General features: G+C 40.0%; 16 protein-coding genes and 2 pseudogenes. 15 read left to right on the top strand and 3 right to left on the bottom strand.

Features of this window, described 5'->3' with window-relative positions:
- Positions 1-11 precede the first annotated feature (11 nt).
- Together WA1_RS11160 and WA1_RS11155 are read left to right on the top strand one after the other, a co-directional pair.
- Positions 12-3,038, top strand: coding sequence for a peptidase domain-containing ABC transporter (locus WA1_RS11160; protein ID WP_017748393.1), 3,027 nt, complete (start codon positions 12-14; stop codon positions 3,036-3,038).
- A 73-nt stretch (positions 3,039-3,111) separates the two neighbouring features.
- Positions 3,112-4,656 (top strand): beta-barrel domain-containing protein, encoded by a 1,545-nt coding sequence (locus tag WA1_RS11155; RefSeq protein ID WP_017748394.1) that lies wholly within the window; start codon positions 3,112-3,114, stop codon positions 4,654-4,656.
- Positions 4,657-4,666: 10 nt separating this feature from the next.
- Here WA1_RS11155 and WA1_RS11150 read toward each other — a convergent pair whose 3' ends face one another.
- The 3 genes from WA1_RS11150 to WA1_RS11140 form a co-directional block, all read right to left on the bottom strand.
- Complete coding sequence (locus WA1_RS11150; RefSeq protein ID WP_017748395.1) at positions 4,667-6,583, bottom strand: hypothetical protein; 1,917 nt, start codon at positions 6,581-6,583, stop codon at positions 4,667-4,669.
- Between the two features lie 90 nt (positions 6,584-6,673).
- Complete coding sequence (locus WA1_RS11145; RefSeq protein WP_017748396.1) at positions 6,674-6,928, bottom strand: type II toxin-antitoxin system HicB family antitoxin; 255 nt, start codon at positions 6,926-6,928, stop codon at positions 6,674-6,676.
- 197 nt (positions 6,929-7,125) lie between these two features.
- On the bottom strand, positions 7,126-8,856 hold the full coding sequence (locus WA1_RS11140) for an ABC transporter ATP-binding protein (protein WP_017748397.1): 1,731 nt from the start codon (positions 8,854-8,856) through the stop codon (positions 7,126-7,128).
- Positions 8,857-9,333: 477 nt separating this feature from the next.
- Here WA1_RS11140 and WA1_RS56840 point away from each other — a divergent pair, with 477 nt between their 5' ends.
- The 13 genes and pseudogenes from WA1_RS56840 to WA1_RS59640 all read left to right on the top strand — a co-directional run.
- Complete coding sequence (locus tag WA1_RS56840) at positions 9,334-9,477, top strand: hypothetical protein (RefSeq protein ID WP_158516626.1); 144 nt, start codon at positions 9,334-9,336, stop codon at positions 9,475-9,477.
- A gap of 35 nt (positions 9,478-9,512) precedes the next feature.
- A complete protein-coding gene (locus WA1_RS11135) occupies positions 9,513-10,760 on the top strand; it encodes a response regulator (RefSeq protein WP_017748399.1) in 1,248 nt (415 codons plus the stop codon).
- Positions 10,761-10,934: 174 nt separating this feature from the next.
- Positions 10,935-12,038, top strand: a complete 1,104-nt coding sequence (locus WA1_RS11130) for a chemotaxis protein CheW (protein WP_017748400.1) — start codon at positions 10,935-10,937, stop codon at positions 12,036-12,038.
- An 81-nt stretch (positions 12,039-12,119) separates the two neighbouring features.
- Positions 12,120-13,577, top strand: a complete 1,458-nt coding sequence (locus WA1_RS11125; RefSeq protein ID WP_017748401.1) for a methyl-accepting chemotaxis protein — start codon at positions 12,120-12,122, stop codon at positions 13,575-13,577.
- Between the two features lie 70 nt (positions 13,578-13,647).
- Positions 13,648-15,924 (top strand): hybrid sensor histidine kinase/response regulator, encoded by a 2,277-nt coding sequence (locus WA1_RS11120; RefSeq protein ID WP_017748402.1) that lies wholly within the window; start codon positions 13,648-13,650, stop codon positions 15,922-15,924.
- Positions 15,925-16,986 carry a chemotaxis protein CheB gene (locus tag WA1_RS11115; RefSeq protein ID WP_017748403.1) on the top strand — a complete coding sequence of 354 codons (1,062 nt, stop codon included), beginning with the start codon at positions 15,925-15,927 and terminating at the stop codon, positions 16,984-16,986. It begins immediately after the preceding gene.
- A complete protein-coding gene (locus tag WA1_RS11110) occupies positions 16,983-17,906 on the top strand; it encodes a phosphodiester glycosidase family protein (RefSeq protein ID WP_017748404.1) in 924 nt (307 codons plus the stop codon). Before WA1_RS11115 ends, WA1_RS11110 begins: the two co-directional genes overlap by 4 nt.
- A gap of 316 nt (positions 17,907-18,222) precedes the next feature.
- Positions 18,223-18,333, top strand: coding sequence for a hypothetical protein (locus WA1_RS61650; RefSeq protein WP_419183588.1), 111 nt, complete (start codon positions 18,223-18,225; stop codon positions 18,331-18,333).
- A 204-nt stretch (positions 18,334-18,537) separates the two neighbouring features.
- Entirely contained in the window at positions 18,538-18,984 is a 447-nt protein-coding gene (locus tag WA1_RS11105; RefSeq protein ID WP_017748405.1) for a hypothetical protein, read from the top strand.
- On the top strand, positions 18,981-21,659 hold the full coding sequence (locus WA1_RS11100; RefSeq protein WP_066612836.1) for a tyrosine-protein kinase family protein: 2,679 nt from the start codon (positions 18,981-18,983) through the stop codon (positions 21,657-21,659). The genes WA1_RS11105 and WA1_RS11100 overlap by 4 nt, the downstream gene beginning before the upstream one ends.
- A 212-nt stretch (positions 21,660-21,871) precedes the next feature.
- On the top strand, positions 21,872-22,039 hold the full coding sequence (locus WA1_RS59645; RefSeq protein ID WP_017748407.1) for a hypothetical protein: 168 nt from the start codon (positions 21,872-21,874) through the stop codon (positions 22,037-22,039).
- A gap of 9 nt (positions 22,040-22,048) precedes the next feature.
- Positions 22,049-22,597, top strand: a pseudogene (locus WA1_RS11095) (ABC transporter permease); the annotation flags it as partial.
- 325 nt (positions 22,598-22,922) lie between these two features.
- Positions 22,923-23,175 (top strand): annotated as a pseudogene (locus WA1_RS59640) (MarR family winged helix-turn-helix transcriptional regulator); the annotation flags it as partial.

The raw sequence follows: 23,175 nt of genomic DNA, 5'->3' as shown, positions 1-23,175 counted from the left end.
AATCAATAAAAATGACTTATACTCAACAAGCCTCTATTCAAAATTTTTTAACTGAATTATCTCCTTTCAACCTACTACCAGCACAAGAACTTGTAAAATTACTTCCCAAGTTGCAGCTTTTGCGTTATGGCATGGGTCAGGCAATCTTAGTGCCAAATTATATATCAGCTTATATTTCGATTATCTATGAAGGACAAGCACGCTTGCTCGCCCAAGAGCCAAATACTGATGTACCTATCACCCTGCAACTTTTTAAACCAGGAGCAATTTTGGGGTGGCTGAGTTTGCTACGAGGAATTCCTTGTGAAACAGTCCTTGCATCTACAGAAACAGTTTGCATTAATTTATCTGCTACAGATTTTTTAAGCTTAATCAAAAATTTTCCTGAATTTGCCCAAAGTTTTTATACTCAATGCAGTGCTATTGAAATTTTTGAATTGCTGGGTACCGAACTGTCGCAAAGAGCAGATAGCGAGCCTGTCCTGAAATCCTATAATGTTTCAGATATTGCAGAGCTTACTTTTAAGATATTACCAGACGCTGTCGCTCTTACTCTCACTCATACCAATTATCCTAAGGCAGAGTTAGACTCTCGACTGACCTGGTTTGTTAGTAGTCAGGGAGTTGCAAATTTTTCTCTAGGAAGCCGACTACCACCAAATATAGAGCCAAGGCGTTTAGAGGTACAAAGTTCTATTGCTGTCCGTTTGATTGGTTTGCCATTTAAAAAAGATGAAGTAGAAAGTATCAAAGATGAAAATTTTCATCCTTCTACACTTCATCCTTCCGAAGACATTCCCCATGCGCCGGAAAGCCCTCCCAAACTAGAAGTCGCAACAGTTTTTGGGCGATCGCGATCGCCTAGTTATCCTTACATACAAGGTAGAGGACCAAGAGATGCTACTTTAGCTTGCTTCCAAATGCTGAGTCAGTACTGGAGTATTCCCTTTCGCCGGGATGCGATCGCAAAAGTACTGGACAATCAAATTCAACGCACTCAAACCTTGTCATTACAACTTTGTGGTGCGATCGCTGAATTAATAGGGTTAAATGCCCAACTTCTCAACATACCAGCCGTCGCGATTTCTAAACTGCAAACCCCTGCGATGATTCGGTGGCAAGATAGTTTCGCCATCCTTTATGAAATCGGCGAACAAAAGCTAGTCTTGGCAGTACCAGAAGTCGGTATAGTTCCACAGAAGTTACCCAATTTCATTGAAAATTGGGGTGAAGAAGGTCAAGTCTTGCTACTCAAACCAACCAAATACACGCCCAAGCAAAAGTTTAGCTTAAGTTGGTTTATTCCTTCCCTCATTCAATACCGTAAAGTTCTCTTTGAAGTTTTAATTGCTTCCTTTTTTGTTCAAATTTTCACTTTAGCTAATCCCTTAATTATTCAGCTAATTATTGACAAAGTCATTATTCAAAATAGCTTTAATACATTAAATGTACTGGGTATTTTATTATTAATTTTGGCTATTTTTGAAGGACTTCTCACAAGTCTCCGCACTTATTTATTTGTCGATACGACCAGTCGAATCGATCTCACCTTAGGTTCAGAAGTTATCGATCATCTGCTGCGGTTACCTTTACGCTATTTTGAACGTAGACCTGTAGGAGAACTGGCTACCCGCGCCCAAGAACTGGAAAATATTCGCTCCTTTCTAACAGGAACTGCTTTAACGGTGGTGCTAGATGCCGTATTTTCCGTTATCTACATTGTGGTAATGGCAATCTACAGTTGGGTCTTAACTCTTGTTGCTTTAGCAACTGTACCGTTATTTGCTTTCCTAACAATGGTGGTTTCTCCGATTGTGCGAAGGCAGTTACGAAGTAAAGCCGAACGTAATGCCGAAGCTCAATCTTACTTAGTAGAAGTTCTTTCAGGGATTCAAACAGTAAAAGCGCAAAATATAGAATTGCGTTCCCGTTGGCAGTGGCAAGAACACTATGCTAATTATGTAGATGCTGGCTTCAAAACTGTTGTCACTTCTACTGGTGCTAACGTTACGAGTAATTTTCTTAACCAAGTTTCCGCACTATTAGTGATGTGGGTAGGAGCAGCCTTAGTTCTGCAAGGACAACTTACCTTAGGACAACTTATTGCCTTTCGGATTATCGCTGGTTACGTTACATCTCCCTTGCTGCGTTTGACGCAACTGTGGCAGAACTTTCAAGAAACAGCACTCTCTCTAGAACGCCTTGGCGATATTTTAGATAGCCCCGCAGAAGTGACAGAATTAGACCGTCAAAACATTCCCATGCCCAGCATTCAAGGGAATGTTAAATTTGAGAACGTTTGTTTTCGTTTTAACCCCAATAGTCCACTGCAACTGAAGAATATTAACCTGCATTTTCAACCCGGACTATTAATTGGCATTGTGGGGCAAAGTGGTTCTGGCAAAAGTACTTTAACAAAGCTGCTGCCACGACTTTACGAGCCAGAGTCTGGCAGAATTTTAATTGATGGTTATGATATCACCAAAGTTGAACTTTATTCCCTACGCCGTCAAATTGGCATGGTGCTGCAAGACTCGCTCTTATTTGATGGCACAGTGCAAGAGAACATTGCACTCACTCAACCAGATGCGACACCTGAGGAAATTATAGAAGCAGCCAAGATTGCAGCAGCCCATGACTTCATTATGTCTCTGCCCAATGGTTACAACACCAGAGTTGGCGAGAAAGGTTCAGCCCTCTCAGGAGGACAGAGACAGCGCATTGCCATTGCTCGCGTAGTTCTACAAAATCCTCGCTTGTTGATTCTAGATGAAGCCACTAGTGCTTTAGATTACCAATCAGAACGGCAAGTTTGTCTTAATCTTGCAGAGACATTTCGCGGTAGCGGATCTCCTTCTTCGGAAGCTCGCACGGTCTTTTTTATTACCCATCGTTTAAGTACTGTGAAGAACGCTGATGTCATTTTGTTATTAGACCAAGGAACCGTTGTAGAACAAGGAACCCACGAAGAACTTATGGCGCAAAAAGGTCGTTACTACTGCCTTTATCAACAACAAGAGTTAGTGGTTAGTGGTTAGTGGTTAGTGGTTTTACAACTAACAACTAACAACCAACAACTAACAACCAACAACTAACAACTATCAACTAACCATGAACAATTCCATTCAATTCGATCAAAAACCACTGACAGCACCAAGGATACTTGAACCTGAAGTTAAAGTACCTATAAAAACGCCTAAGGAAGATAACAAATTTGCTCGCTATGTTGTTTTACGACAGTCACCTTTTTGGTCACGAGCAATCCTTTGGGGTATTGTAGGAGTGACTTCCTTAGTATTAATTTGGGCTAACTTTGCCAAAATCGAGGAAGCTATTCCTACTCAAGGAATGCTAGAACCTCAAGGAAAAGTAAAAGAAGTACAAACCCCTGTCTCTGGAGTTGTCAAAGCTGTCTTTGTTAGGGATGGGCAAAGAGTACGCCGTGGTGACTTGCTTTTAAGACTAGATGCAACAGCACTGCAAGCTCAGTTAATCTCTCTAATAAAAATTCGCACTGCATTAATTCAAGAGAATCAGTTTTACCGTGTCCAACTTACTGGGAAAAATCCTTCCTTAGAGAAGTCACAATTATTTCAACAAGTCAAATTACCCTTTGAGTTGGCTTCTCTAACTCAAAGCCGTACAGCGTTAATAGCAGAAAATCGGCTTTACCGCAGTCAACTGAATGGGACAGAGCAAAGCATTACATTTTCCCCAGAGGAAGAAGCTCGTTTGGAGTTTAGCAAAGCAGAATTAGAGACTCGAATTGCATCTGACCAATTTGAAACCGAACAATTACAAAAACGATTCAGTGAAAACCAAGTTCAGTTAGCTTCTGCTCAAGATATTCAACAAGTCAATCAAACTATTCTCAACAATATTGAGCCTCTAGTTGAAGAAGGGGCTATTGCTCGCCTACAATATCTCAGACAGCAAGAGCAATTCCGCACTCGCCAAGCTGATGTCCAACAGCTAACACAAGAGCAAGCACGTTTGCGGTATGCCATTGCTCAATCCAGAGAAAAACTCCGGAATACCATTGTTGCGGCTAAAAAGGATTTGCTCACTAAAATGGCTGATAATAACAAACAAATAGCTCAAATCGATAGCGAATTGAATAAAGCTATTTTGGAAAATGAGAAGCGAGTTAGTGAAATAGAAAGTCAAATTAGTCAAACAAAATTGAATTTACAATATCAAGAACTTCGTGCTCCAGCCGATGGAATTGTTTTTGATTTACAAGCTCGCAATCCTGGTTTTGTGACCAATACCAGTCAAGCAGTTCTCAAAATTGTTCCAAGTGAAGATCTGACGGCTAAGGTTTATATCACTAATCAAGATATTGGTTTTATTAAACAGGGTATGAAAGTAGATGTTAGGGTAGACTCTTTTCCCTTTAGTGAATTTGGTGATATTAAAGGTGAAATTGTTTGGATTGGTTCTGATGCTCTACCACCTGACCAAATCCGTCCTTATTATAGTTTTCCTGCGAAAATCCGCTTAGAAAGTCAATCTCTGACTATTAAGAATCGAGATGTAGCAATTCAATCAGGAATGTCAATCAGTGCAAATATTAAGGTACGCGATCGCACAGTCATGAGCATTTTTACTGATTTGTTTGCCAAGCAAATTGATAGCATCAAATCAATCAGATAAACACACGTATCTATTTGTGCGTAAGTTTAGGTTCAAACTTAAGGCTTGTACCTAAAGCAGAGTTAACTTGATTTCTTAACATAGGAGATTTTGGAATAAATTTTACCCTACCAGATCCAGGTATGACAGTTTCTACGGTAGGAGTACCAAAACGCGTGTAGAACTCGTTAACACATTCTTGTGGGAATCGCTCTGTATAGAGATTAATTCCAGCAAAGTCATTGAACTTATAAAAATCTGTAAAGAAAGACCACTCATCTGGGCGGAAGCAACGTGATTGACGAGAGTTTGTACTGTCAGGGAAAAACAGTTTATCCCAACCAGCTTCAAAAAAAGGCTCAACTTGGGAAGGATGTAAACGCCCAAAGTATTGTCCCATGACTTTTTTCTCATGAAACCTTCTGAGTGTAAAAATTCCACTGTTGAATGAATAATATGGGCATATACTTTTTGCTCCAGCTCCTATAATGCAGAAAGGCCAATCTAAAACTGCTTCTCCTGGCTGTTTCTTAACATAATTCATGTAAGTAAAAAAACTTTTGTCAAGTAAGTAGGGTTGATAGTCTACCTTAAAGGAGTAAGCAGTAAAAACTTCAATGCATCCCAAAATCACTAAAATTCCTGAAAGTAACTGCCGTTTAGATGGACGCAGCCAATTCAAGTTAAGATGTAAGGCAAAAAGACAAAGTATGACTGGATAAATAATGGTGCTGCGACCTCCTACACGATTAAAGGTAAACCAGGGAAATATTTTGAGTGTTGGAAATAGTGATGGATGATAAAGGAGGCAAAGTAGAAATATTAATATCAGGGGAATAAAGATAATAATTTGTTTGCGTGCTTGCCACAATCCCAAAGTTCCAATAATTACGAAAAACCATCCAGGGCTACCAGCACCTATAGCTTCTGGTGAATCAATGAAAATGTCTTCAAAGCTTTTTTTTGGATTATTTATAATTGGAAAATATGGAATAAGCAACCTCAAAGGATTAGTCCACCAAGCTCCAAAATTGACTCCATTGAAATCAAAACTTTTAGCTTCTTTTACAATTTGAAAACTCAAAGGAAGATAGATATAAGCAGCAATAAAAGTTAAGCTTAGCAAAATTAAACAGATATGATAAGAAGCAAAAAAATCATTTTGATAGAGTTCTATCTTTTTTTGAAAGAAATCAAGGAATTTTGAATTCTCCTTAAAATATCTATAGCAGGCGATCGCGCTAATAAAGAGAATCGATACCGTGAAAGACATTAAGGCATAGCCAGCAATATATCCTAAATCCTGACCAAAAGAAAGGAACAGCAAGCAAGCCCTGAGTAAAATGAGTCTTAGAGATATATGTTGCCTTAAAGCAACTCTTTTGACTATAAGAAAGTCAGCGATTAAGCTCAGGGTAGTCCAGTGAACGACAGAAATATTCAAGTGATGTGGATATTTTAAGATAGCATAAAAATTACAAAAAGAAACCAGGAATCCCGCTCCATTAGCGCGGGTAAAACCATAATCCTTTAATAACAATACAAAAGTTCCTAATGCTGTTATTAATACAGTTATTAAATAATAAATTTGCAACCAAGGACCAGTCCCAAAAAATGAGTGTAAAATAGCATAAAAAATATCTTTTTCAAAGACCCAAGGTTGAAATATACTGTTTGTTCCATAGGGATAAAAAGATTGATTGGTTAAAAAATGAATTTGAGGAAACGGATTAAAGCTTAAATTTTTAGCTAAATAAAATCCTGAATATTCCTGAATTTCTACATAGTCATAGTTAACCCCACCCCACGGTCCAAGCCCAGTCCACCCTGTCAAGGGAGTTGAGAAATTTTTAATGACTAGAAAACCAAAAAGAAAAGAGATACATATAAAAGCTAAAGCTTGTAGTTTTATTAATTGATTAAAGTTGATAGGAAACAACATTTTCATCGAAAAACTCCTTTTGTAGAGTTTGGTTGCACCTGAAGTTAGTTTTGGCATACTAGAGCATCAGTACAGTAATCCCAAAAACCCGGTTTCTTAGAGTTGAGCATAGGAGATATCAAGCTTGAGTACAGAGAGAAACGGGGTTTTTTGCCCCATTTTAACTACTGTATCGGTAGTAAGTGGTAAACCAAGTTCTGCACGAACTTGTAAGCAAGCTGCGATCGCATCTTTGATATTTTCCACAGCTTCTTCTTTTGTCTGTCCCTGACTGACACAACCAGGAATACTGGGACATTCTACAATCCAAACTCCATCTTCGTCACGGTCAAGCGTTACATTGAATTTCATCAGTCTTTGAAATTGTAAGCGTTTTGGTTCTTTTCAGTTTAACAAGCAAGATTCCAATCATAAGGGATTTTCAAGACATAAATTATCCGGTGATTGTGGGACGGGCGTCCCCGCCCGTTCTAGATTAGTGGCGGGCGGAGACGCCCGCACCACGAAGTTTTGGAAGATTTTTTTATTTGGAAGTCCCTAAAGCTAAATTATTTCACGCTAAACTGCTGTGAATAAAAACGTGCATAACGGTTTTCAAACGTCAACAATTCCTCGTGAGTTCCCGACTCCACTATTTCTCCCCGTTCGAGAACTAAAATACGATCGCACCTTCGTACTGTACTGAAACGATGGGCGATAATAAACACGGTGCGCCCCTCCATAAGTCTTTCTAATGCTTCTTGTACTAAAGCTTCTGACTCAGAATCTAAGGCAGATGTCGCTTCATCTAAAATCAGTATTCTAGGATTGAGGAGGACAGCACGTGCGATCGCAATTCTTTGCCTCTGTCCGCCTGATAAATTGACACCTCGTTCCCCAAGCCAGGTGTAGTAACCATCTGGTAATTGAGTAATAAATTGATGGGCATTGGCAATTTTAGCTGCTTTCTCAACAGATGCCATATCAAACGAATCTTGCCCAAAAGCGATATTTTGAGCAATAGTTCCAGAAAACATGATAGTTTCTTGAGGAACAATCCCAATTTGCCGTCGCAAACCGTGCAGTGTCACATCTCGGATATCAACACCATCAATCAAGATTTGACCTGCGTTTGGATCGTAGAAGCGAGGTAAGAGGTTGACAAAAGTTGTTTTACCTGATCCAGAAGCACCTACTAGGGCAATGGCTTCTCCTGGCATTGCTAATAAACTAATATCTTTTAATACGGGTTCGCCGGATTTATAGGCGAAGGACACGTGACGATACTCTACCTTTCCGGTAACAGTTGGAAGTAGAATAGCATCTGGTTTTTCTACCACCGTTGGTTGAATAGCTAATAACTCAAAAACACGGTCAACCGACGCCTCACCTTGTTTAAACTCGTTGTAATTGTTGGTTGTGTGACTTATCGGATCGATTAAGGATGCAGCTGCTGCTAGAAAACTGAAAAACTCTGCTACAGTCAAGTTACCGCGATCGATCTGCCATGCTGCAAACAACAAAAGCAGTAAAAAACTCACTGCTTGTAAAAAACCAACAATGGGAATTTGAATGGCTTTGAGCTGTTCGGTAGAGTATTTTGCTTTTAAAGCACGTTCGGCTTCGCGGCTAAAACGGGCAATTTCATAATCTTCGGCTGCAAAAGCCTGGACTATACGGATACCGCTCAAAACTTCAGTCAGTATAGATGACAAATCTGAAACATGATTTTGGCTTTTGAGGGAGAACAACCGCAACCTTTCGCCAAACCATCCAATTAAAAGACCCATCAACGGTGCAACAATCACTGTAGTGAGTGTGAGTTGCCAGTTGAGGTAAATCATGTATATGGGGATGGCTATCAATTGCAAAAAGCAGGGAATAAAGTCGTGAAAAAGCTTGTGTACGACTTCTCCAACCCGATCGATATCTTCAGTGAGACGGTAAGATAAATCACCTGCTTTTGCTGTTTCAAAATAGCTAAAATTTAACTTTTGGAGATGGGTGTAAACTTGCTTGCGGAGATGAAAAGCGACTCTCAGAGCAGCTTTTGCCATGTAAATATCTTGCACGGACTGAAAAAAGCCCCTAACAAGAAATACACCACCTAAGATGCCTAGAATCTCGGCAATTGCAATAACGTTTCCTTTGCCAAAGGCATTTGACAATTCCTTGACAAGAGTGATGAGTGCTAAGGTTGCCATTACATATCCTAAAATGCCAACAAATCCTTTGAGGATTGTTTGCCATTGGGGTCGGATATATGGTATGAGATGCCAGTAATGAGAGCGTGTTTTCAAGCTATCAAGTCCACACTATATTTTTCTTTTTTTGACGCGATTGGGTTTCCTATGGTTTCTGCAGTGACCAGTGACCAGTGACCAGTGACCAGTGACCAGTGACCAGTGAGCTTCATCCTTGCTTTTTGGCATTTTGTCTGGTAACTTTGGATATGCGAGATCGGAGCAGTAAAGTTTTATGCATAACTGGTCTTTATAATCGAAGAATATAGAAAGACGATAGTTGTAAAGGAAGCCTTTGTTAAGAAGTCTAAAGTGGTTGCATCTCAATTGTTACAATAAAATACAACTTAGTTCTGGTGTATCTACCATATATTTCTCTAGTAAAGCTAAGTAAATAAGGTGATTCGGGTCAAGAAGAAAGTAGTATTAAATACACTGTTATTAGTATACGCAGTTAATTATTTTTCTTCTCATCTAGAAAAAGCCAGATTTGCAAAGCTTATCCCGATAAATAGAATTGGTAGGTATCAGTTTATGTCTTTTACTCCACTTCAAACATCTGGCATTGTCGCAACGTTTGTGCGTCGCGAAGCGCAAGCTGTACCCAGCTTATCGCTCAGGCAGGTTCTCTACAAAATTGTACGCAACTCGTGTTCCGACGAACCGCGTTACAAATAATGTATAAAAATATACCTGCTAGTTTGAGTTAGACAATGTTAAGAAAAATACAATATCAAGCTGGGCAATTACAGGATCTCCTTGAAGAGCAGCGATGTAGGGGTGCGAGTGGCTTGATTGACATTAGCGCATTCGTTCATCCGGATCGACAACCTAGAACTCGTGTTTTAGTTTTCAACAATGGCGAGATTGTTTACGGCGGGATGAAAGTTCTCACCAATCAAGAATTTGCCAGACAAATTGGGGTAAAGTGCAGTAGTAGCTGGGCGGATACGGCTGTCAGATACGCCGCGCAGAAGCTACAAAATCCATCATCTTTTCGAGAACTGTTAGAACATATCGTTCGGATACGAGTGTTCAAATGGGAGGATATTGAAGCATTTGTCCGCACTCAAGTCGCGCAGGTCTTGGAGCAGACCAACACATTTCCCGGACAGTTGGAGGTTGACAATACAGTACAGATTGACCTCAGTTATGGACTCGACGGTCACAAGTTGAACTGGTATATGCTTCTTCAAGAGGTTGGCGATCGCCAAAAAAAGTGGGATGCTCTAGCTCCGATTGTCCCCAGTATGGAGGCTGTTCCTCAGATTTTATCTGGTCGTTGGCGAACCATGATAGAAAATAGCAAACAGCAACACTTGCTTGAGAAGGTAAATGGTAAGCGATCGCTCATAGAGATTGCTGAAGAATTAGACCAAGATCCACTGGAACTAGCCCAGTACTACAAAGTTTGGTCAACCTCGAATTTGCTTTCCATAAGGGAAAACACGTTCCTAACGCCATCCCAAACTCAAGTGTTGACTTCAGACGTTCCCGTTGCTGTAGAGCAAGAACGTCCCATTGTTTTGAGTGTTGATGACAGCCCAGTTGTACAAGCTCTCATCAAGCGAGCTTTGGTTAAAGACTATCAAGTTTTCTCTGCAAGCAACGCCGTAGATGCTTTGAAACTGATGAATACCCATCCAATTATACTGTTGCTGTTGGATGTGACCATGCCAGAAATTGATGGCTTAGAGTTTTGCCGTACAGTTCGCAGTATTCCTAAATTCAAGCAATTACCTATTGTTATGGTTACGGCACGAGATAAATTTTCTGATAAACTTCGAGGTCAAATCGCAGGTACTACTCATTATTTAACAAAACCATTTGAACCAGAAGCTTTACTGAAAATTGTGGCTCAATGTGTTAAGGAAAAAAAACATGCTGAAGCGATCTCTCGTGAATCGCGTTTGCGTACTTTAGGATTTCAAAGTCAAACAACATCCAGCAAAATTTTTTAAAAGGCAAATCAAAATAACCTCAAAAACTCATTCGACATGAATTTTATATCACTATTTAGTCTTGTCATTAAATTAATTAAACAAGTATTTGCCATCCATTCGTATATAGAGAGAGATGCACAATAGAGCGTCTTGAAAAAAACATTTTTTATATTTTTTAAAATGGTATTTTTTATGTATCGGAGTCATAAATATCTAACATTTCGCCTACATAATTCACTATACGGGATTGAAGCAGAATTTATTCAAGAAATTGTCCTGCTTCCGGAACTCATACCCATTACTGATGCCAACATCGATCTTATTGGAGTCTTTTATTTAAAACAGCAACTTATTCCAGTCTTACATCTTGATTTACTTTTAGGTTCTTCCCTACAAGATTGCCATGTAAGCGATTATATCATCATCATCCAGTGGGAAAACTTGCAAATTGGCATGGTAGTTCACGAAATTTCTGAAATGATAGAACTAGATGATGATGTCATTGAAACACCAGGACTGCAGGGAAATTTCTCTGTTAACGATCTCTCATTTATAACTGGATTCATCCAGGTAGAGTCAGAAACAGTTTGGTTGCTAAATTCTCAGAAATTAGTCCGTCAGCCAGATTTCTTACTCACTTTAATTTGGGATTTAGAAAGTGAGTTAGATACCAGAAAAAAAGCTCTTCAAGAACAAAATGAGCGTGCTAATTATCAACTCCTTGAGGGAATCCAAGTTCCAAACTTTTATGACTTGTATTGCCCCTATACAACTTTAGAAGAAAGAACAATTTTCCAGCAAAGAACGTTAGAGCTTCAAGACATAGCATTAGGCGCAGAATCTGAGATTCAAAATCTTTCTCTTGCAGTCATTGTTTTTGGCAATGAATACTTCGGTCTGGACTTAGAACTGGTGCGAGAGTTCACCAATATTCAAAATTTGAAACCTATTCCTTGCTGTCCAACGCATATTATCGGCAATATGAATTTGCGAGGACAGATTATTACCTTAGTCGATATTCGCAGTGTTTTGAATCTTCCGACTACCCCCATCAACATTGGTTCTAAAGCTGTTGTATTTCAAGTCAATGATATTCTTGCTGGCTTTCCAGTGGATAGAGTTTTAGAAGTCGTCTCTCTCAAACATGAAGAGATAATGCCATTGAATGTCACTTCATTTGATGACAACGTACAGTATCTTCGAGGAATTGCTCCTTTTGAAGAGAAAGTTCTTTGTGTTCTAGACTTACCCAAAATCTTAACAGAAGGAGGGTTAATAGTGAATGAACAAATTTAGATTGGGCATTCATTCCCCACTCCCCACTCCCCACTCCCCACTCCCCACTCCCTACTCCCTACTCCCTAAGGATACACAAATATGTTTGCCAAAATGAAACTGAGAGAACGAATTATATTGGGATACTCCTTCCCACTTTTATTATTAATGTTGCTTAACGGGTTAGCTTTCTTGAACTATAGAAATTTAGATGCATCTTTTCAAAAAGTAGAAGAAGCTAAAAATGCCCAGAAAGAAATATCTCACTTAACACTAGGTATTTCAAAAATTGAAAGATCCGTGCGCGGTTGGTTGATATTTAACGATCGCCCGGAAACGCTGATAGCATCCTACAAGGAAGGATTGGCTGAATATAAGAGCGCTACTGCATCAATTGCAAAAATTTCTCTGACTTCACAACAAAAAGCAAGATTGACAAAAATTCGTCAACTGGAAAATCAAATCGAGCAATTTTCCCAAGAAATTGTGAAGTTGATAGAAGCTGGCAAGAAAGATGAAGCACTCAAAATATTTCAACAGGGAAAAAGTAGAGATTTAGTAGAAGAAATTGAGGCTTTGCAGACAGAGTTTGAACGAGAGCAAGAAAGAATTGTTGTAGTGTTGCTTCAAGATATTAAACAATCGGCGACTATTGTACAAATTGTTGCCGGATTGGGGACATTCATCACAGTTATTATCTCTTTAGTGATTGCTTATATCCTCGCGTCTACCCTTGTTAAGGCAATCCAAGAAGCTTCAGATTCAGTCTCATCTTCTGTAAAGGATATTACTTCCACTGTGACCAAACAGGAGCAGATTATTTTTGAGCAATCTGCTTCTGTTGGTCAAACAACTAACACAATACAGGAATTAGGAGTGTCTGCACTTCAATCTGCCGAACAAGCAGAAGTATCAGCCCAAAGAGCAAAGCAAGCCTTAACTCTTGCTGAGGGGGGGACAAAAACAGTGGGTTTAACAGTGGAAGGGATTGCAGAACTTCGAGATCAAGTGACTGCGATCGCCAACCAAATTGTCCGATTGAGCGAGCAAACATCTCAAATTTCCACCGTTTCCGATCTCGTGGCGGATTTGGCGAGTCAAACAAATATGTTAGCTCTCAATGCAGGAGTAGAAGCAGCACGCGCAGGCGATCAAGGGAAAGGTTTTGCAGTTGTAGCAAGTGAAATTCGCAAACTCGCCGACCAAAGTAAAAAGTCAGCAGAGCGAATCAATTCTCTAGTTAATGAAGTTCAAGCAGCTATTAACTCCACAATTATGGTGACCGATGAAGGTACAAAAAAAGCAACACAAGGAATTAGGCTAGTGGCGGAAACGGGAGACGCTTTCACAAGTATTGCTGATGCTGTTAACAACGTGTTCCTCAACACCCAACAAATTACCCAAACTGCCAAACAGCAAGCAATTACAGTACAACAAGTTGTCGCTGCGATCAATGCCGTCAATATAGGAGCAGAAGAAACAGCCATAGGCATTACTCAAGTGAAAGTGGCTACCGAAGAACTTAACGAAGCTGCTCAAAATCTTCAGGCTGTACTTTGATAACCAGTGACCAGTGACCAGTGACCAGTGACGGTTTTGACTAGTTAGCTTTATTTGTGACGATCTACTTATGATGATAGAAGATGAAGAGTTGCGATCGCTATACAAAGAGGCGAGTGCAGAACACATACAAAAGATTGAAGCAGCATTGCTACATCTAGAGAAAAATCCACAAGACAATGCCAAACTTGAGGGATTATTGCGAGAAATACACTCCCTCAAAGGCGATTCCCGGATGTTGGGGGTAAAAGATGCAGAAACACTAACCCATGAAATAGAAGAAATTTTGGGAACCGTCAAGCGAAGTGAACAAGTTCTGACACCTAAGTTGTTTGATTGTCTTTATCAAGGAATAGACGCTGTCCGTAAAATTGCTCATGAAGCCATTACCGGACAACCATCGGGAGTTAGCGTCTTCCATGTCCTAGCCCAACTTATGAAAGTTGAGCCTGACGATAGACGGTTGGCAATTCAAGAAACAACAGATGAGTCTCAAGATACCACCCTAACCAAAACTAGAGTGGAACAGCCCTCAGTCTACACTCAGGTAATCCACCCCAATGAACCAACAGAACTTATTGATGACCGAATTGACACCATTCGTGTTGAATCAGAAAGACTTGATAAACTATTAACTAATGTAGGTGAATTAGTCGTCACCAAAGGTCAAATTGCAGATCAACTTGCCGATTTAGAAGAAATCACAGCCTTATGGGAAGATGTCTATCGGCAAATTTTTGCAAGTCGTCAGTTATTTCAAGATTTACAACAACACCTACCAGATACAAAACAGCAATCCCTGCTTAAGTTTTACGATTTATTGGAAAACCGCCTCAAGCAATTAGGAACTTATTTAAACAACCTGAAAAATAAAACTAACGACTCCACCACCAAGCTTGAAGCTGTATCCGATGAACTCAACTCAGCCATCACTTCTGTGCGACTGGTGCCATTATCAGCAATATTTAATCTCTTTCCTCGTACTGTCAGGGACTTAGCCAAGGAGCAAAGCAAAGAAGTCAATCTCCAAATTGAGGGAGGAGAAACTTGTGTAGACAAGCGGATTTTAGAAGAGATGAAAGACCCTCTGTTGCACCTCCTCCGCAATGCAGTGGATCACGGTATTGAAACACCTTTAGAACGCCAACAAGCTGGCAAACTTCCCACAGCCACAATTCAGATTCGGGCTAGCCAGACTGGCAACACTGTAACCATAGAAGTTTCAGATGATGGGCGTGGTTTGGATATCGAAGCTATTAAACAGGCTGCAGTCCGTCGAGGTATCTGCACGGAAGAAGAACTCTTAAGAATGTCCATGGGTGAAATTCAGTCATTGATTTTTGTGTCTGGATTCTCCACCCGCACCTCAGTGACAGAAATTTCTGGTAGAGGAGTAGGTTTAGATATTGTACGTGCAAATGTTGAGCGTCTGAAGGGAAACATACTTGTAGAATTTACGCCCGATCGAGGTTGCTTATTTCGCATTACGATTCATAGCGTACTAGCAACAACTTGCGTCTTAATTGTAGAGGTCAACCACAATCCCTATGCTATTCCCATTGAATTTGTAGAAACCATGCTATTGGTTTCTCCTCAGGAAATCTTTGCTGTTGAAGGCAGCCAGACTTTTCCTTTTCAAGGACAACCCATATCTATTGGTTGGCTTGCTGATTTACTAGGTTTGTCCGTAAAAATTCCGGCATCAACGCAGGCATTAACGACTGTCTTAAAAAGTATTCCATGCGTTATCTTACAACTTGGTTGTGAGCGTTTGGGGTTGCTAGTAGATACCGTATTGGAGTTACAAGAAATTGTTTTAAAGCCACAAAGTCGTTTGCTCAAACGAGTTTGTAATATTTCTGGGGCAACCATTCTGGGGACTGGCGAAGTTTGCATGGTGTTGAGTCCGACAGATTTATTTAAATCAGCTAAAAAGACAGTTGTCTCCATTACAGTTAAAGAAATAGTAGAAATCGCACGAATTAAAAAGAAGATTTTATTAGTCGAAGATTCAGTTCCTATCCGTACTCAAATGAGACGGATTTTAGAAGCTGCTGGTTATGACGTCATAGTGGCTGTAGATGGTCAAGACGGTTTTGAAAAACTCAGTGAAAGTCAATTCGATGCTGTTGTTTCAGATGTCCAGATGCCAAACGTTGATGGGTTTGAATTTACTATGAAAATTCGCGAATTAGCAGAATATCAAGAATTGCCTGTTATTCTCGTCACAACTTTAGCAACTGAACAGGACAAACTCCAAGGTAAAAAAGTTGGAGCTAATGCGTACATCACCAAAGGACAATTTGAGCAAGGAGAATTTTTAGATATCTTGAGAGGATTAATATAAATGTATTCATTGAAAAAGAAAGTCGTTTTAATTGAAGATTCTCCTATTGCTTTAGAGATTCTTCAACGAATGCTAAATTCCTCATCAGAAATAGATGTGGTTGGCACGGCACGGAATGGTGAAGAGGGTTTGGAAGTTATTATTAAAACTCAGCCAGATGTTGTTTGTACGGACTTGCTGATGGAACACATGGATGGTCTGGAATTAACGCGGCGCATTATGGCTGAAAATCCACGACCTATTTTAGTGATTAGCAATTACGTGCAGAAAACAGACATTGACAATGTTTTCCGATTGTTGCAAGCCGGTGCAGTAGATATTTTTCCCAAACCTCCAACCAATTCACCCACTGACTATGAAAAACTCAAAGCCGCTTTAATTGCCAAGATTAAAGTGCTTTCTAACATGAAACTGGTTCCCAAACGACAATACAAGCAACTTGCTTCTACGGAATTGACAACTTCTGGATCTGTTTCTAAAAAGGACTCGCCGAGATTGATGGCAACTTCTCGCGTCCAAATCATCAGCCTTGGAGGTTCTACTGGGAGTTTGCAAACAATTCAAAAGATTCTCAACCAACTCCCGTCTGATTTTCCATTACCCGTGATTTGCGTCCTCCATATGGGTGAAGGTGTTTTGTCAGGATTGCTCAAATGGTTGTCCTCAGAGTGTGCATTGCGGGTTAAAGTTGCTGAAATGGGTGAGTTTCCATCACCAGGAACCATTTATTTTGCCCCTGAAAAAAATCATTTGGAATTGGATTCTCAAGGTGCATTTATTTATTCAAAAGCTCTACCGGGAGAGAAACATTGTCCTTCGATTACAGTTACGTTTAAATCTGTCGCTGACTACTATGGTAAAACGACAGCAGGAGTGTTATTATCTGGGATTGGGAGTGATGGAGCAGAAGGCTTGCAGACAATTTCTCAAGCAGGCGGTATTACACTAGCCCAAAATGAACATACCATGTTTGGTATGGTAAAAGAGGCAATATCTTTAAATGCTGTTCAACATTTACTTAATATTGAGGAGATGACTTCTTTTTTACTGAGAATTTTATGAGAAAAGTTTTGGGGTTTTTCGGAATGCTAGCCAGTGTAGGTATATTACTGCTACTTGTTTGGGATTCCGCAGAAAATTCTCTTTTAAGACGTGCAATACCTACAAAAATATCTCTTGCAGAAGAAAATATAAGGTATGAAAGGCGCATTCTCAACCAGAGTGAAGCCCATATTTTATTTGTGCCTTCTCAGAGTGAATTTGTAGTCACACCCGTAGTATCACAAAACTTAGAAACTATCGAGAAAATTGCTCAGAAAAATCAAGCGATCGCTACCATTAACGGTGGTTTTTTCGATCCCAACAATCAAAAAACGACATCAAATATTATTATACAAGGTAAGCTAGTTGCCAATCCAAGAGAAAACGAACGCCTCGTAAACAATCCTAATTTAAAATCCTATCTCAATCAAATTTTTAACCGTACAGAATTTAGACGCTATGGGTGCAACACGGCTTTAGCTGAGAACTCTAAGGCAAATAGCACAGTCCGTTATGATATTGCTTTTCACAACGCTCCATTGCCTGTAGGTTGTCAGTTAGTTGATGCTTTAGGTGGTGGTCCCAAGCTATTACCTGACTTAACTTTGGTACAAGAGGGCTTTGTCGATGCAGACAAATCCCGCGATGCTTTGGGTAGTACTCAACTGAATGCTAGAAGTGCTGTGGGTATTACTCGTGACGGTAGCATTATTTTGGTCATGATTTCTCAAAAGCCAAAAGCTTCTCTGTCTGGAATATCGTTACCTGCACTTGCAGATTTTATGAAAAGTTTGGGTGCGGAAAAAGCGATGAATTTAGATGGTGGTAGTTCTGCTTCTCTGTATTATGATGGTAAAACTTTCTTTGGAAAAGTTGATTTAGAAGGGAATTCTGTAAAACGACCTATCAAGTCAGTTTTGCTGGTTCGGAAAACTTCTTAGAGGGTGTTTGTAAAGTTCCAATTCATACTTGCCTTGGGAGCATCCCAAATGTACAAAATGCGGCATTGCTGAATCAATGTATGAATCCGGGTTAAACCCCCAAGATTTGCCCTCACCCTAGCCCTCTCCCTTTGGGAGAGGGGACAAGAATTCACCGCTCTCTTCTGCCAATAAGTTGTAGCTTAAGTTTTACTCCACCGCTCGTAAATGTCTACCCAATACTGCTCGGTTAATGATCGTTGAGGCTTCAGAACCCCGGTAAATAAGTGCGAAACCGGGGTTCTAATTTCCGCTTATCCGAGCAGTATTGGAAGAGGTGGCTGCGGTGATTGCTTTCCTATGCTCTGAGCGATCTAGCTTTGTGCTTGGCTCCAACTGGCGGGTAGATGGTGGCTCGGTTGCAAGCCTGCGATCAACTGAACTTTAAGCACTGACAAGGATTCGAGCAACTGCCGATTATGTTATCAAACTTAAAAATGCTCCAAAGATAAACTTTGGAGTGTCCCACTTACAGTATGCCTGATTTGTCAATATCTTCTACTGGACTAGTGCTCTAGAAATCGAACTACTTAAATAATTAGTTAAAATATTTACAACATTATTTTTAAGCTTGTATAAGGTATAACACTTAATGGATACTTACGATAGACGTTGCCAGCTAGGTGCCTCTCGTCGTCGGCTTGAGGATGCTCAAGCTTTGCATAGTCATAAGCGTTGGACAGGTGCTATCTATCTTGGTGGTTATGCTATTGAATGTTCTCTAAAATCCCTTATTTGTAACAAAGAGGGCAACAAGAGTAACTTTAAAGATACTAGTATTTTTCAGAAGGGACTCCAAGGTGCAAGTCTCCATAATCTAACATTTTTGTTAGAAAGTTTGCCAACAGTACAACGTACTATAGCATTAGATCGTACTGGTACTTATAAAGAAGCATGGAAAGTAGTTTCATCTTTATGGCGCAACGATGAATTACGATACTCAGACAAAAGTGGTGAAGAAAAAGATAGCCAAAAATTCCTCGATTCAGTACAAATTTTACATAGATTCCTGCTAGATAAACAAGGTGAGATATCATGACAGATGACAACAGTACGCTAGCTCAAGATATTCAAAAGTTTCTTAGTGATAGATTGACATTAGAAGATACAAAAGCAAAGGTCAAAATCAGAAGAACTTCACTAGGTTGGCTAAAAATTAGGATTGTTACTAGCTATTTTGAAGATAAATCATTAGTTGAGCGTGAAAAGAAGATTGATGATTTACTAACATCTTTTTCCTCTGGGTTGAATTTGGGACAATATCCAATAACTGGCTATGAATTGTTAACTCCAAAAGAAGACACCAATCAACCTCTTCAACACATTCAGTTACCTTTATGGTCAGAAATTTTAATGGCTCCAGAACCCGAACAGTCAGCTGAAGTAGAAGAAGATACTCTGAAAAAACCTTTGATTGTTACTTTTTACTCTTTCAAGGGAGGTGTAGGTCGCTCTACAGCTTTAGGATTGGTAGGAGGTATACTGGCAACTCGCAATCGTCGGGTAGTTATAGTAGATTTTGATTTGGAAGCTCCTGGAATTTCAATTATGTTGCATCAGGATATTGAAAATACTAATGGAGAACAGTATGGAGTATTAGATTACCTACATCAACGCTCCCTTACTCCTGAAGAAAATATTCCTAATATTGGTGATTGTATATGCCAGATAAACTTACAAACTCGCGGCGAACTTTTTTTAGTATCAGTAGGAGAGTATAACGAAAATTACATTCATCGGCTAGCTGACCTAGATATACAATCTTTTTATAGATCTGGACATAATGCAGTTGATGAATTGATGGAAGATATTAAAAAACAACTAGACCCAGATGTAATTTTAATTGATGCCCGTCCTGGATTTAATGATATAGGTGCGATCGCACTGTTTGATTTAGCAGACACTGCCATTATTTGTTTTTCGCCAACTGAGCAGAGCTTTGAAGGATTGCGTTGGGTTGTGCAGGCAGCTCGTAAACAGCAAGAATATCAAGGTAAGCCAGATGTACGTTTTTTATTAACACCTGTACCAGCCGTTTCAGCTGAGCAGCATCAAATTTGGATAAATAAAGTCGAAAATTGGATTGAAGACAACTGGGGTTTACCGAATGGAATCACTGTCGGACAACTTTACTACGAAGTTCTATACAATCCGAATATTACAACTTTGTCTAGTCTGGTTAATGATGTCCCCAAGACTTTACTAGATGCTTATCTACCTCTGGCTGATACTATTGACGCTAGTTTGCCAGATGTTCAATCGAAGATAGTAACTATAACTCCAACTATTAATAACAGAAAAACAGTTCTTAATGAGTTAAGGTTTCAGGCGGCAACTGCACAAGAATTAGAACCAAATAATATTCCAAATATCTTTCAACGCACGGAAGATTTTCCTAAATTTTTAATTAATAGAACTTGGCTAATTCGTGGTGCTAAGGGGACGGGAAAAAGTCTTTTATTTCGACTATTTGTAGAAAAGCCAGACGCAGCTAAGGAATTAGCTCAGTCTGATGTCAATTTAAATAATATTAGTTTTGTTCCAGCCCACGGTCAGCCTAGAGTTTCGGGAACCATTTTAGAAAGTGGTGATTTGGCTAGCTATGAACAGCAAGTCGGTGAAAACGACTGGCAATCTTTTTGGCTCAATTATGGTCTTTTACAACTGTGTAGTCATAAGTCGGAGTTACGTGTACTAACGGATTTAGATAAAAAGTTAGTTACATTGAGTGCTCAAGAAAATTCGTCTCATGCTCAAATTGTTTCATGGTTGGTCTTGCGATCGCGATCGCCACAAGCAGGACCGCAAGCAGCTGATGAGTTGCGTGCAATTGACCGATGGTTGCAGCAGAATAATCAGGTGGTGTGGTTACTTTACGATGAACTAGATGCTGGCTTTGGTTCTAGTCAAAAAGATTATGAACGACGCCGACGGGCATTAGAAGCATTGCTGGCTTGGTGGTTAGAAAGTGGCACAAATCTAAAGCAGATTGTACCCAAAATATTTTTACGCGAAGATATCTGGAACCAACTCAACTTTACCAATACAGGACATTATAGTGGGCGCTCACTTCAGCTGCGTTGGGAAGAGGTCGATCTCTGGCGATTAGTGCTTCGCCAAGCCCTACGAAGTTCTGATTTGCTGAGAAAATCTTTAGAACAAAAGTTGGGGGTTACTGTTGAGCGACTCAATATAATTGGGCTGGAGCAATTGCGTCAAAGTCTGTATCCGTTATGGGGTGAACGGATGGGAAGTGGGAATAAAGCATATACTTATAACTGGATTCGCACCCGTATTGCAGACGGTCAAAAGAATTGTTTCCCACGCAGTTTGATATTACTTTTAGAAGAGGCTGTCAAAATTGAGAAAGAATTTTCTACAGAATACGGCTCAGAGATAACTTTGCGTCCAAAGGCGTTGATCAATGCTTTTCCCAATGTTTCCCAGCAACGTGTGGCAGAAGTGCGTAATGAATACCCTGAACTAGAAAATTTTTTAGAGAGACTTCAGGGTGAACGATCTCCTATTGATGAGAACCGCTTAGCTGAAATATGGAATGTAGAAGATGGCGCATTAGCCCTTCGCATTAAGGACATGGTCGAAGCTGGTATTCTTACAGAGCGTTCTCGTCCCAAAGACCCTCCCCCGCGTGTCTATGGTGTTGCTGAGTTGTACTTGTATGGACTAGGTATGGTTCGCAAAGGACAGCGATAGCAATTTAGTTTCGTTATAGACCAATACAGTTCAGTTAAGCAGTTATTTAAAAACCCGGTATCTTGGAGATACCGGGTTTGGTGCTCCCCTCGCGACTCTTAACTGAACCGTATTGGCATTTGGGAAGATTTTACCAAACACAACTTTTCGTTGACTAAAACCTATGCCATACTAATTGTTAGATTAACTAACTAACGTAGGAAATCTCATTTGTGGCTGAACTGATAGGAAGAACAGAGCGGTGGCTACCGCCTTTAGCTGAGCAAAACACAGCGTTGGAAGTATGCGCTTTGACTCGTAAGTTTGGGAAATTCACCGCAGTCAATGGCTTAAGTTTCACTGTTGAAGCCGGTGAAGTGTTTGGGTTGCTGTACTTTTAACCACCCACTTTTACAGGTGGGATGTCAATTATTTGGGAGAAAGACTTAGGAGTGGTTCACAAATTCCTAGCCAGTCCAACTCCCCGCGTAGCTTTGGTATTGGGAAAAGCTTTGTCCTGTGGAGTGCGAAGCATACCTCAAATCATTATTATTTACGGGCTAGCGTTCCTACTTGGTGTCCAATTGAACTTTAATCCCCTTTCTCTTTTAGAAGTTGTACTCATTGTAGTTTTGGGAGCAGTCTGTTTCTCAAACTTTTCATTGATAATTGCTTGTCTTGTAAAATCAAGAGAACGTTTTACAGGCATTGGTCAGTTAATAACCATACCGTTGTTTTTTGCCAGCAATGCCATTTACCCTATTTCACTGATGCCAAAATGGTTACAAGTTATTTCATTCCTCAATCCCTTAACCTATCAAGTTGATGCATTAAGGGGTGCGATGCTGCTAAACGGTACAAGCACATATGGGTATGCATTAGACTTCGGTGTTCTGTTCTTTGCAGTCGTTGTCTTGACCGTTATCTCCGGACGGCTTTACCCACAATTGGCAGTTTAATGGACTCGTTGACATAGACACGAAGGAAACGAAGAAAATACTTATTTTTCAATCATCACCTAGTCTATCAAAGCTACTTTACCTTTTCCCCACTCCCCACTCCCTACTCCCTACTCCCTATTTTCAAGACAGTCCCCCATGGGCGTTCGCAAAGCGTACCGGAGGTAATCGCCCACAACGAGGGAATGAAAATTTCTTCCCCCCACTCCCTACTCCCTACTCCCTATTTTTAAGACAGTTTAGATTAAGAAACGGTTATTGCTAGAGTAGAGTTACAAATATGCATCATTATATATTGATGTGCTAGGGAAAATTAATCATTCAGATGGGTTTAAAGCAAACTTCTCAAAAAACAACTTCTCAAGAATGTGCTGCTAAGGTAATGGAAACAATTCCATTGGTGATGAGAGTAATCCGAGCAGATATGCGTGCTCAAGGCTCTACAACATTGTCCGTTCCTCAATTTCGGACGCTAGCATTTTTGGATCGCAATCCTGGTGCTTCACTTTCCGATTTAGCTGAACACTTAGGAGTGACTCGCGCTACAGCATCAGCAACCATAGAACGGCTTTTTAAAC

The sequence above is a fragment of the Scytonema hofmannii PCC 7110 genome (genome assembly GCF_000346485.2).
GTDB classification, from domain to species: Bacteria; Cyanobacteriota; Cyanobacteriia; order Cyanobacteriales; family Nostocaceae; genus Scytonema; species Scytonema hofmannii.
Note: the sequence above shows the minus strand (reverse complement) of the source record. Positions and strands in the feature narration are given on the sequence as shown.